The sequence below is a fragment of the Corynebacterium sp. sy039 genome (genome assembly GCF_007904105.1).
Lineage (GTDB): Bacteria > Actinomycetota > Actinomycetes > Mycobacteriales > Mycobacteriaceae > Corynebacterium.
The window spans coordinates 56,784-70,867 of sequence record NZ_CP042325.1 but is presented as its reverse complement, the minus strand read 5'-3'; the positions used below and the strand labels follow the sequence as shown (position 1 = coordinate 70,867).

Annotated in this window: 3 protein-coding genes; all 3 read right to left on the bottom strand. The window is 49.6% G+C overall.

The window, feature by feature from the left end; translation table 11 throughout:
* Positions 1–22 precede the first annotated feature (22 nt).
* Positions 23–5,662 carry a hypothetical protein gene (locus FQV43_RS00280; protein WP_146338058.1) on the bottom strand — a complete coding sequence of 1,880 codons (5,640 nt, stop codon included), beginning with the start codon at positions 5,660–5,662 and terminating at the stop codon, positions 23–25.
* A gap of 210 nt (positions 5,663–5,872) precedes the next feature.
* Positions 5,873–7,774: a hypothetical protein gene (locus tag FQV43_RS00275; protein WP_146338056.1), complete on the bottom strand. Its 1,902-nt coding sequence runs from the start codon at positions 7,772–7,774 to the stop codon at positions 5,873–5,875.
* 254 nt (positions 7,775–8,028) lie between these two features.
* Positions 8,029–13,944, bottom strand: a complete 5,916-nt coding sequence (locus FQV43_RS00270; RefSeq protein ID WP_146338054.1) for a hypothetical protein — start codon at positions 13,942–13,944, stop codon at positions 8,029–8,031.
* Positions 13,945–14,084 lie beyond the last annotated feature (140 nt).

The window sequence follows — 14,084 nt, the reverse complement described above, 5'->3', positions numbered from 1 at the left end:
CACCATGCACGACTCGGACTACCTAGGCAGCACGTAAATGACCACCCGTAGTCACTCGCGCACCAGACTTCTGAGTCTTGCCACCAGTATTGGTCTTAGCACCAGCCTTATCCGTCTTAGCGGTCTTAGCGGTCGTGGCTTTAGCGGAATCACCAGGCTTCGCACCCTTAGCATCAGCTGCACCCTTGGCAGCGCCTGTACCTTGACCATTCACACCAGAATCAGCAGGCTGTGCACCCTTAGCAGCAGAATCATCCTGCCCGCCCTGACCATCGCAATGCTTGGTCACCTCACCAGCAATCACATCACCAGGCTTTGCAGCATCAGAACCAGGCTCGCCAGGCTTACCGGAATCGGAATCACCAGGCTTACCGGAATCATCAGAGGCAGGATCATGCGGCTTGCCAGGCTTATCAGGCTTCACATCCTCACCAGGCGTATCCTCACCAGGCTTATCAGAGGCAGGATCATCCACCGACGCCTTCGCCACATCAGAATCACCCACAGGACCATCAGAACCAAACTCACCATCACCATAAACAGGGGTTGCCTCCACAGTCGCCACATTCACATGACCACCAGACATCGGTGCCTTGAGCGTTGCATGGCAGATAAACGACTCACCCGGCTTGAGCGTGTTCGGCTTATCGTCGCAGGTAATCTGATCAGCAGGAATCACATTATCCGACAGCGCGATGTCACCGAGTGTCGCGGTACCATCATTAGTCACCTCAAACGTAATATCCATATCCTCACCCGGTTGAACCTTCACACCAGGCTTTGTATCAGCATCCTGCCCATTAATCTTCTTCGCAACCTTCACCGACGGGAACACCTCACGACCCTGCGGCTTAGGATCAACCGACGCCTTCGCCACATCAGAATCACCCACAGGACCATCAGAACCAGACTCGCCATCACCGTAGACTGGGGTTGCCTCTACAGTCGCCACATTCACATGCTTACCAGACACAGGAGCAGGCAAGGTTGCGCTACAGGTAAACGACTCACCAGGAGCAAGAGCCTCAGGCTTATCGTCGCAGGTGATCTGATCAGCAGGAATCACATTATCCGACACCGTAATGTTTTCTAATGTTGCGGTACCGATATTCGACACCTCAAACGTAATATCCATCTGACTACCAGGAGCAACCTTCACACCAGGATCCGCACTCGCCTCCTGACCATTAATCTTCTTCACTACTTCCACCGCAGGGAACACCTCACGAACACTCTTCGGCTTCACCCACGCCTTCGCAGTATCAGAATCACCCACAGGATCTGTTGGACCAGACTCACCCTCCGCGTACACAGGAGTTGCCTCAACCGTTGCGATATTCACATGCTTACCAGCAGCAGGAGCAGGCAGTGTTGCGCTACAGGTAAACGACTCACCCGGTGCAAGAGCCTCAGGCTTATCGTCGCAGGTAATCTGGTCAGCAGGGATCACATTATCTGTCAGCGTGACATTGTCTAGTGTTGCAGTACCAGTGTTCGTGACCTCAAACGTGATATCCATATCCGAACCAGGAGCAAGCTCAACGCCCAAACCATCACCAGCATCCTGGCCATTAATCTTCTTCACCACCGACACAGACGGATGCTTCACATCCTTCTGAGGCTCCTTCACCCACGCATTCGCCTCATCAGAATCCTTCACAGGAGAATCTGAACCAGTCTCACCATCCGCATACACTGGGGTTGCCTCAACACTAGCCACATTCACATGCTTACCAGCAGCAGGAGCCTTCACAGTTGCCTCGCAGGTAAACGACTCACCAGGAGCAAGAGTCTCAGGCTTGTTCTCACAGGTGATCTGGTCAGCAGGGATCACGTTATCAGTAACCTCAACCTTTTCTAAAGTTGCAGTACCTGTATTCGACACCTCAAACGTGATGTTCATATCGCTACCTGGAGCAACCTCAGCACCAGGCTTCACATTCGCATCCTCGCCGTTAATCTTCTTCACAACCTTAATGGAAGGCTTCTTGACCTCCTTGACCGGTTCATCCACCCACGCACGCGCAGCATCCGTATCCTTCACAGGAGTATCAGAACCAGACTCACCATCCGCATAAACAGGGGTTGCCTCCACCGTCGCGATATTCACATGATCACCCGAAGCAGGAGCCTGCACGGTTGCCTCGCAGGTAAACGACTGGCCAGGAGCAAGAGTATCCGGCTTATCGTCGCAGGTGATCTGGTCAGCAGGAATCACATTATCCGTGACAGTAACATCACCAAGTGTTGCAGTACCATCATTGGTCACCTCAAACGTGATGTTCATATCGCTACCTGGAGCAACCTTCACACCAGGTGCCACATTCGCATCCTGGCCATTAATCTTCTTCACAACCCGAACAGAAGGCACACGCTGAGTATTCTGCGGCTCATCCACCCACGCCTTAGCAGAATCAACATCAGTAACCGGACCCTCAGGACCAGACTCACCATCCGCATAAACAGGGGTTGCCTCGACAGTCGCGATATTCGTATGCTTACCAAACTCAGGAGCCTTCAACGACGCAGAACACGTGAAACTCTTACCAGGAGCAAGGGTTTCCGGCTTATCGTCGCAGGTGATCTGATCAGCTGGAATCACATTATCCGACACCACAGCACCAGCAAGAGCCACATCACCATCATTAGTCACCTCAAACGTGACCTTCATATCCTCACCCGGTTGAACCTTCACACCAGGATTAGCATTCGCATCCTCACCATTAATCTTCTTCACCACCCGAACAGACGGAACCTTCACCACTTTGGTTGGCTCGTCGACGCTAGCGTGAGCAGGATCAGAATCACGCGCAGGCTCATCAGAACCAGTCTCACCCTCACCATAGACTGGGGTTGCCTGAACAGAAGCGATATTCACATGCTTACCAGAAACAGGAGCCTTCACGGTTGCCTGGCAGGTAAACGACTCACCCGGTGCAAGGGTGTCTGGTTTATTCGCACACGTAATCTTGTCAGCCGGAATCACATTATCAGTAACCTCAACATTTTCTAGTGTTGCAGTACCGTCATTGGTGACCTCAAAGGTGATGTTCATATCCGCACCAGGTTGAACCAACACACCCGGCTTCACATTCGCATCCTCACCATTAATCTTCTTCACCACCGACACAGACGGATGCTTCACCACCTTGGTTGGCTCGTCGACGCTAGCGTGAGCAGGATCAGAATCCTTCACAGGAGAATCTGAACCAGTCTCACCCTCGCCGTAGATTGGGGTTGCCTCGACAGAAGCGATATTCGTGTGCTCACCAGAGGCAGGAGCTTTCAACGACGCTTGGCACGTGAAACTTTCACCAGGGTTGAGGGTTTCTGGTTTATCGTCGCAGGTAATCTGATCAGCTGGAATCTTATTATCCGACACACTCACAGAACCAACAGCAACATCACCATCATTAGTGACCTCGAACGTGATGTTCATATCCGAACCCGGTTGAACCTTCACACCCGGCTTCACATTCGCATCCTCGCCGTTAATCTTCTTCACCACCCTAACAGACGGATGCTTCACCACCTTCGCAGGCTCTACCACAGTGGCATTCGCAGGATCCTCATGCGTAACAGGCGTATCACCCACAGGATTACCATCCTTATCCACAGGAGTAGCAGAAACAGTCGCAATATCCTTATGCTTCTCACCCGCTGTCGCAGGAGCCTTTAACGTAGCAGAACACGTAAACGACTCACCCGGTGCAAGAACCTCTGGTTTGTTCTCACACTTAATATCGCTAGCATTCTTGATCTTATCGTCAGATACAGTCACATCTTTGAGTGGTGTTTCACCCGTGTTCGACACCTCAAACGTAATGTTCATATCCTGACCAGGCGCAACCACTACACCAGGCTCACTATTCGCATCCTCACCGTTAATCTTCTTCACAACCTTAACAGCAGGAACAAGTGGTTTTTCTACAGTGGCATTCGCAGGATCCTCATGCGTAACAGGCGTATCACCTACAGGATTACCCTCCTCATCCACAGGAGTACCAGTTACTGTCGCGGTATCAGTGTGCGTGCCAGACTCCGGAGCCTTCAACGTCGCAGAACACGTGAAACTCTTACCTGGTTCCAAAGTCTCAGGCTTATTCTCACACTTAATATCGCTAGCATTCTTGATCTTATCGTCAGATACAGTCACGTCTTTGAGTGGTGTTTCACCCGTGTTCGACACCTCAAACGTAATGTTCATATCCTGACCAGGCGCAACCTTCACACCAGGCAGTTCATTCGCATCCTCGCCATTGATCTTCTTCACAACCTTAACGGCAGGCTTAGCAGATGCAGATAGCTCAACGACGCCACCACAAGAGGCACCATAGTTACCCACGGTTTCACCCTCAGCAGTTTTCCCTGACTCAAGGTCTGCTCTATCAGTGTAATAATTCACGCGAGCTTCATATGAGCCACTCTCGTTAGGGGCAAAAGCAGACACATATGTATCTAATGCGACAACAGGACCGACGGGTTCGCCTTTGGATTCATCCCTGATCATATCTTCATAAATAAGAATGCTTTTCTTATTTCGCGACGGTGTCGCACCGAAATCAAACCGAGAGTAACCATTCCACACAGGCATAGAATCAGCATGAACGTCATATCCACCAGAGTTTATTGTTTCACCTGTTTCAGGATCAGTATATGACAGTGATCCCGTGATAGCGGCGCCATATGGGAAATCGACACCATACTGCTCTTTTTCTTCCTCAGTCCACTCTCTACCTTGTGTGATAGCCATCTGCTTGCCCATATCCTCACCAAAGTCGGCTAACTTCAGGACGATCTCACCAGCAGAAACTTTCTCCACACTCAAATGAGTTTTTAACCATTCACTGAATGCGGTTTCTACACCAGAACCAGACACCAATGTACCGATGATCTCATCATATTGAGCTATCTGTTCAGCAGAAAACTGATCAGACGATCCATACTCCTGCATGAAGTATTCTCGTGGCACACCCTGCGCAATCGCTTTGTCCATAATAATGCGACGAATCGCCTCAGGAACTGCAATATCAGACCAATGAAGTTGTTCTCCTGAACCAGAACTACTTAATAGTTCCGCAGACTGCAAGCGAATATACTTTGTGGGATCCTCCATGATCTTCGCCACAAGAGCGTGCTCATTCACAGGAGTAGTACCATCAAGAAACTCTAGGTCTTTCTCCCCAGTAGTTTTAATCTGCACATAAAGATCCTGGAAGAAAGGCTCAAATAGATAACCAGACCCACCGGTACTTGTTTCAGCAAACCATAAGCGATTATGAATGGTGCCATAGAATCCTTCACGCTTATCACCAGAAACACCATCCTGATGATAGGTCATATCCGTTAGTGCGCTGGTTGCAGGGTCACGTTGTGCTCCAAGACCAGCCCACGTGTCGTTTTTACTATCAAAAGTACGGTTCTGGCACACAAAAAGCTGATTAGTATTAGTATATGTGTATCCTGCTTTTTCTAATGAATCGTAGTCAGTTAGTTCCGTAATCTTTCCCGTGAACTCAGGATTAGGCAAACGCAACTCGCCAGACCCAGCTCCTGTATCCCCCTCATCAGCCAATGTAGGTGACACTACACCTGCCGCGAGCATTCCTATGCTCATCAATACCGCACCTATACTGCGCGGTATGCTACGTTTTCTCCCCACGACCTACTCCTTAGAAAACCTTAAGAAAACATAAAACACCTAAAGAATAGACCCCCCCCCCCCATCAAAACGCCAGTCGAAAGAGAAAAACAATCAAGCACCTACCCCTGAAAATGGCTCATATCTCACCCCATAAATAAAAGTGGTGTTTCGGAAATAACATTTCCTCAAACACCACAGTTAGAAAACCAGCCAAACAACGAATCACACCTAGCTCATATTGCGCAATATGCCACCAGTAGTAACACGAGCACCCGATTTCTTGACTCCCCTTACGTCGGAAGTATGCGCAGTAGCCTTCTCAGCACTGGTTTTCTTACTAGAGTTATCACAATGCTTTGACACCTCAGCGACAATGACACCAGGCTTGACCGGTTCAGGTTGAGCAGGCGCATCAGAACCAGACTCAGTAGGTACAGGAACAGGCGTTACCACCAAAGACGAAGATGTAGCAGCAGAGGATGGTTCAGGTTCCTTCACAACAGTGGTTGGTGTTGGCTCCGCAGACGATGTGGTAGACGATGGCTTAGCAGAAGAGGAAGGCTCAGATTCTGATGTAGATGGTTCAGATATAGATGTGGCAGGAGCCGCTGAGGACGACGACACCGCAGAAGAAGGCACAGGTTCAGACGTGGTTGGCGCAACCGAAGACGCAGACGGCTCCACCGCAGACGAAGAGGTTGGTACCGCAGAAGACGAAGATGTAGCAGATGTAGATGACGGTTTTACATCAGCAACCTCCTCAGCCTCCACAACAAATTCACCGCCACAGGAGGCACCATAATTGCCCACAGTCTCGCCCTCAGCAGTCTTGCCCGCCTCAAGATCAGCCTTATCCGTGTAGTAATTCACCTGCGCCTCATATGTACCACTCTCATTAGGGGCAAACGCAGACACATAGGTGTCCAAAACCACGATAGGAGGAGTAGGAGAACCAGGTTGCTGATAATCAACAGCACCAGTTACTTCCATAATGTCCTTCTTATGACGAGCAGGAGTAGAGCCAAAATCGAAACGCGATTCAGCCTGAAACGAAACCACCGAGTCCATATGCGCTCCAACCGCGGATCCTCCGCTATTTGTATCTATGGTTCCAGAACCAGGAAATGCAGCTCCGTATGGAAAATCACCACCATACTCTTCTTTATCCTGCTCAGACCACTCCACTCCTCGAGTGATAGGCATTTGCCTACCCATATCCTCACCAAAGTCGGCTAACTTCAGGACAATCTCACCAGGAGAAACTTTCTCCACGCTCAAATGTGTTTTTAGCCATTCACTAAACGCGGTGTCCACGCCAGAACCAGACACCAACGCACCAATAATCTCATCATATTGAGCTATCTGCTCAGCAGAAAACTGATCAGACGATCCAGACCCCTGCATGAAGTATTCTCGTGGCACACCCTGCGCTATAGCTTTATCCATGACAATACGACGAATCGCCTGAGGAATGAGCACATCAGACCACTGTATATTCCTAGCTTCACTAGGACCAAAGGATTCTAAAGGTTCAGCTGATTGCAGGCGAATATACTGTGTTGGATCCTCCATAATCTTTGCTACAAGCCCATGCTCATTCACCGGAGTAGCACCATCAAGAAACTCCAAGTCCTTCTCACCTGTGGTTTTAATCTGCACATACAAATCCTGGAAGAAAGGCTCAAAAGCATAGTATGAAGGAAAAAGATGTGCTTCCTTAAACCATAACCGGTTATGCACCGTGCCATAGAACCCAGCACGCTTATCACCAGCAACACCATCCTGACGATAGGTCATATCAGTCAATGCACTAGTTGCTGGATCACGTTGGGTACCAAGACCAGCCCACGTGTCGTTTGTGCTATCAAAAGTACGATTCTGGCACACAAAAAGCTGGTTTGTCTCATCTGTCATATCCACGTACCCAGCTTTTTCTAATACTTCGGTGTTCGTCTTCAGTTCCGTAACCTCACCAGTAAACTCTGGATCAGGCAAACGCAACTCATCAGAACCAGCACTCGTGTCCGTGTCGTCGGCAGCTAAAACTGGCGACACCACACCACCAAAAAGCAAACCGACACCCATCACGACCGCGCCTACACGACGTGATAATCCATGCGTATTCCCCACGACCTACTCCTTAGAAAACCTTAAGAAAACATAAAGCACCTAAAGAATAGCCCCCCCCCCCCATGAAAATGTCCAGCCGAAAGAGTGCTCCTTCTGCTCGCGCAGCCCTTTTTGCACAAAACAATGAAGCGCATTCCCCCTGTTGAATGTGAAAAGTGGGGTGGTGCTTTGTCACACCACCCCACATCTGCGCCCACACTATACGTGCTATACGCGTGCAGGACACACCATCCCGTCTAAGAAGCAGGCTCCAACTACGCTGCTAGATGACCACCCGTAGTTACCCGCACACCAGACTTCTGAGTCTTGCCACCAGTATTAGTCTTAGCACCAGCCTTCACCGTCTTAGCGGTCTTATCCGCACCAGGCTCAGCCTTCACAGGCTCGCCAGACTCGGCAGGATTGGTGCCAGACTGGGCAGGACTATCACCAGGGTTGGTTGGTTTCTGGCAATGCTTCACAACCTCACCAGCAATCACACCACCAGACTGGCCAGGCTCAGACCCAGGTTTGCTGGACTCAGGTTCGCTTGGTGTGCCACACGCAGGCTTAACACCCACAGACTCACCACACGACCCAGCAGGCTTGTCCGCCTCAGGCTTGGAAGGCTTAGCAGGCTTAGCAGGTTTAGAAGGCTTGCCTTCCTCAGGCTGCTCTGGTTGTTCTGGTTGGTCAGGCTCCACCACCACAGCACGAGCCACATCAACATCCAACACAGGCTGATCAGAACCAGTCTCACCATCACCATACACAGGAGTTGCCTGGGCGGTTGCGATATTCACATGATCACCAGACGATGGTGCCTTGAGTGTCGCATGGCAGGTGAACGACTCACCAGGCTTGAGTGACTCTGGTTTATCCTCACACGTGATCTGATCCGATGGAATCACATTATCCGCAAGATCAATGTCTTCCAGTACTGCCGAACCAGTATTAGTCACCTCAAACACGATGTTCATGTCTTCACCTGGTTGTACTTTCACACCAGGCTTACTATTGGCATCATCACCATTAATCTTCTTCACCACTGTAATGGAAGGAACCTTCACCACCTTCTCAGGCTCATCCACCCACGCACGAGCAACATCAGAATCCATAACAGGATCAGTCGGACCAGACTCACCCTCACCGTAGACTGGTGTGCCTTCAACCGTTGCGATATTCACATGATCACCAGACAATGGTGCCTTGAGTGTCGCAGAACACGTGAAACTCTCACCAGGATTCAACGTGTCAGGCTTATCCTCACACATAATATCTTTCGCATCAACCACATTATCCGACAATGCAACGTCCTCTAACGCCACATCACCATCATTCGATACCTCAAACACGATGCTCATATCCTCACCAGGTTGAACCTTCACACCAGGCTTCGCATTGGCATCCTCGTCGTTAATCTTCTTCACAACTGTAATAGACGGATTCATCACAGGTGCATCAGGAACATCCACCCACGCATTCGCCTCATCAACATCCTTAACCGGCCCATCAGAACCAGTCTCACCATCGGCGTACACCGGTGTGCCTTCAACCGTTGCGATATTCACGTGATCACCCGTACTTGGTGCCTTGAGTGTCGCATGGCAGGTGAACGACTGGCCAGGGTTGAGTGTTTCAGGTTTATCCTCACACACAATGTCTTTCGCTGGAATCACATTATCCGACACAGTAATGTCACCGAGTGTTGCGGTACCAGTATTGGTCACCTCAAACACAATGTCCATATCCTCACCAGGTGACACCTTCACACCAGGCTTAGAATTCGCATCATCGTCGTTAATCTTCTTCACCACTGTAATGGAAGGCTTCTTGACTTCTTTCTGTGGTTCATCCACCCACGCATTCGCCTCATCAGAATCCCGCACAGGAGAATCAGGGCCAGTCTCACCCTCACCATACACTGGTGTGCCTTCAACCGTTGCGATATTCACATGATCACCAGACGCTGGTGCCGCCAATGTCGCATGGCAGGTGAACGACTCACCAGGCTTGAGTGTTTCAGGTTTATCCGCACAGGTGATGTGGTCTGCTGGAATCACATTATCCGACACAGTGACATTGCCTAGTGTTGCGGTACCAGTATTGGTCACCTCAAACACGATGTCCATATCCTCACCTGGTTGAACCTTCACACCAGGCTTCGTGTTCGCATCCTCGTCATTAATCTTCTTCACCACAGTAATAGAAGGCTTCTTCACTTCTTTTTGTGGTTCATCCACCCACGCACGCGCAGGATCATCATCAGACACAGGGCTTGTGGGACCAGACTCACCATCACCATACACAGGTGTTGCCTGGGCGGTTGCGATATTCACATGCTCACCCGTAGCAGGAGCCTTCAATGTCGCAGAACACGTAAACGACTGGCCAGGCTTGAGTGACTCTGGTTTATTCTCACAGGTGATGTCTTTCGCTGGGATCACATTATCCGTGAGATCAATCTTTTCCAGTGTTGCCGAACCAGTATTGGTCACCTCAAACACAATGTCCATGTCACTACCTGGCCCAACTTTCACACCAGGATACACATTCGCATCATCACCATTAATCTTTTTGATCACACTAATAGCAGGAGTCTTCACCACCGAAGCTGGCTCATCCACCCACGCACGCGCAGGATCAACATCCGACACAGGGCTTGTGGGACCAGACTCACCCTCACCATAAACAGGTGTGCCCTCTACTGCCGCGATATTCACATGCTTACCAGACACAGGAGCCTTCAACGTAGCAGAACACGTAAACGACTGACCAGGCTTAAGTGACTCTGGTTTATTCGCACAGGTGATGTGGTCTGCTGGGATCACATTATCCGTGAGATCAATGCTTTCCAGTGCCACATCACCATCATTCGTCACCACAAACGAGATGCTCATATCACTACCAGGGGCTACACCCACACCAGGATACGCATTCGCATCATCACCATTAATACTCTTCATCACCTTCACAGAAGGAACCTTGGCTACTTTTACTGGTTCATCCACCCACGCACGCGCAGGATCAACATCCAACACAGGGCTCGTTGGACCAAACTCACCATCACCATACACCGGGGTACCCTCTACTGTTGCGATATTCACATGATCACCAGACACAGGAGCCTTCAATGTCGCAGAACACGTAAACGACTCGCCAGGATTGAGGGTTTCCGGTTTGTTCGCACAGGTGATATCTTTCGCAGGGATCACATTATCCGTGAGATTAATGTTCTCTAGTGCTGCCGAACCATCATTAGTCACCTCAAACGACACCTTCATATCCGCACCAGGGGCTACCCTCACACCCGGTGCCACATTCGCATCATCACCATCAATCTTCTTAATCACTTTAATCGATGGGATTTTGGCTACTTTCGCTGGCTCATCCAACCACGCAAACGCCGAATCATCATCAGTGACAGGAGTATCACCCACAGGATGACCCTCCTCATCCACCGGAACACCAGTTACTGTCGCAGTATCCTTATGTGTGACACCAGAGCTTGGTGCCGGCAACGTGGCCGTACACGTAAACGACTCACCCGGTGCAAGAACATCTGGTTTATTCTCACACACAATATCCTGAGCATTCTTAATCTGATCGTCAGACACTGTCACGTCTTTGAGTGGTGTTTCACCCGTGTTCGACACCTCAAACGAAATGTTCAACGACTCACCAGGTTTCACAGCAACACCAGGCTCACGATTCGCATCATCACCATTAATCAACTTCACCACCCGAACACCAGGAACACGTGGTTTCGGTACCCGAGCATTCGCTGGGTCAGAATCCGTTAACGGTGTATCACCCACAGGATTACCATCCTTATCCACAGGTGTAGCAGTCACCGTACCCGTATTCGTATGCATCTCACCAGCCTGAGGTGCAGGCAGGGTTGCATAACAAATCAGTTTCGCACCAGGATTCAGTTTCTCTGGTCGACCAGGACACGTAATGTTACTTGGATCAGTAATCACATCATCACTGACCACAATATCCTTCAACGGCATATCACCAGTATTAGTCACCTCAAACATGACACTCATATCTGAGTCCGCATCAACCACAACAGCATCCTGTGTGGTGTTAGCATCCACAGCGTTAATCTTCTTCACAAGTTCAACACCAGGGACTGCACCATGCGCATTCGCAGGATCCTGCCCTGTCACATCCCCACCATCAACAGGATTACCATCCTTATCCACTGGTGTTGCTGTTACTGTCGCAATGTTTGTATGCTGCTCACCCGCTTTCAGAGCAGGCAATGTTGCAGTACATGCCACTGTTTCAGCAGGCTGTAGCACAACAGTATCAAGACTGTTTTTACCACAAGTGATTTGATCAGCTGGGATCTTATCATCAGCAAGTTTCAGGTTTTTCAGCACCGTATTACCCGAGTTACGGATCATAAACCTAAACGATAATTCTTTGCCCTCAGCAGCAGCAATACCAGGAGCCTCATTCGCATCCACCACAGTACCACGAATAAACCGAGACAAGTCTCCAGGAAGTAGCCCGGAAGAAGAAAGAGTCCTTACTGTTTTCAGTAAGTCCACACCAGGCACAGTTTTTGCTGGTAACGGATCACCAGCAGCAACACCCTCCTGCGCAGCAAACGCAGTAGCTTCACCTTCACCACAGGAACCATAATGCGCACTCTCGCCAGTATGACCTTTACCAGATTTATAGCTTTCTGGATCAGTAGAATACGTCAGAATAGTGTTGTACTTCGCAGCACCAGAATACGGAGCAAACACACCGAAACCAAAAAACTGGATGCCGTATAAAGCGGATTTGCTAAGTGCATCAGCTATATCATTAGCGCTAGCATTACCATTCTCATCAGGGGTAAAGTTTTCAGAGATTTCCAATGATGCAACAGGCTCTCCCCAGGCGTTTTTCATGATCACAGGTTTATATAATCCAGGGATCTTGTAGTCCACGTACACGGTGCCGTTAGCCGGATCGGTGTTGGATCCAATCACCTCAGGCTTATGCGACTCCCGCCACAATCCAGAAGCTTCATAGAATAAACGAACTAGTACCCTCGCGTCTTCTTCAGTGATTGTTTTACTATTCCAATCAAAAGATTCACTTAGTCCATTAGTTCCTGGTTGTGCTTTTGCTTTCACACCCTCGAGATCAAAGTCAGGTGGATACACATACGCTTGTGGCGGCACAGGAGTACCAGAAGGGTACTTAGTCCTAATGTCACCAGGCTTCCACCCACCAGAATATGTTGAGAAACCATCCCCTGTCGAGACCTTCAGATAATTGGAGAGTTCTGTCATTTTCATGGGTGTGTATGCGTCATCCACACGTACACGCACATAAATGTCTTGGAAGGTTTCGTTTTCACCACCAGCATCACCAATCGGCGGAGTCACATACACAGTACCCCTCGTCCGACCGTACACACCAGCACCTTGTGTAGCATTCTCATTAGTAGCAACATAATAATTCAGCCCCATGCGCTCTATGCTGCATGCCATACGTGGGATGGGCATACCACCATCACCCGTCATAAAAGGGTTATCGTTGTGGTTACATTCTCCACTACGACGTTCTACTGTGGTAAATAAATTCCATGTTTGTGATACTCCTTGCGAATTAATCGTTGTCGCAGTGTACTTGAATGACCGCGGATCACTTGAACACGATGCTAGAGGAGTCATAGATGTACGCGTGAACTTCGCGGTACGATTCACTAATCCCTCAGCCTCTGGCTGCAACGTCACTCGATAAGCATTCAAACCACCACGAGTAACTACAGCAACTGTTTTCCCACTCACTGGATCTACCAGAGGAATATCATTACCACCGGTGCTAGGAAAAGGTGAATCAAACGAATTGGTGCCGTCCATGTCTACCTTGAATTCAACATAATCCCCTGGTTTTGCGTCATCAGGGAAAGCGAAATCAACGTTCAACACAACTTTTTCTTTGTTATCAGGATCAGCTGTCACTGTCAGGCTTTTAATAGCCGAACCAGGCTCACCAGGTATACCAGGCAACTTTTTCGGGCTAGCCGCAGTATCCGCCGCTGGTGCTGTTGTCTCTTCTTGAGCCCACACCACAGGCACACCAACACCAGAGCCAGCACCTCCCCACATACCACTGGACAATAATCCAGTAGTCATAATCACTGCACCTACCCGGCGCAGCAACCAGTGTTTCTTCCCCATGAACACTCCTTAGAAAACCTTAAGAAAACATAAAACACCTAAAGAGTAGCCCCCCCCCCCCATGAAAATGTCCAGCCGAGAGAGTGCTCACGCACCCACTACAGCACCCCTATAACAAAAAACGCCCATGCACAGAGCAT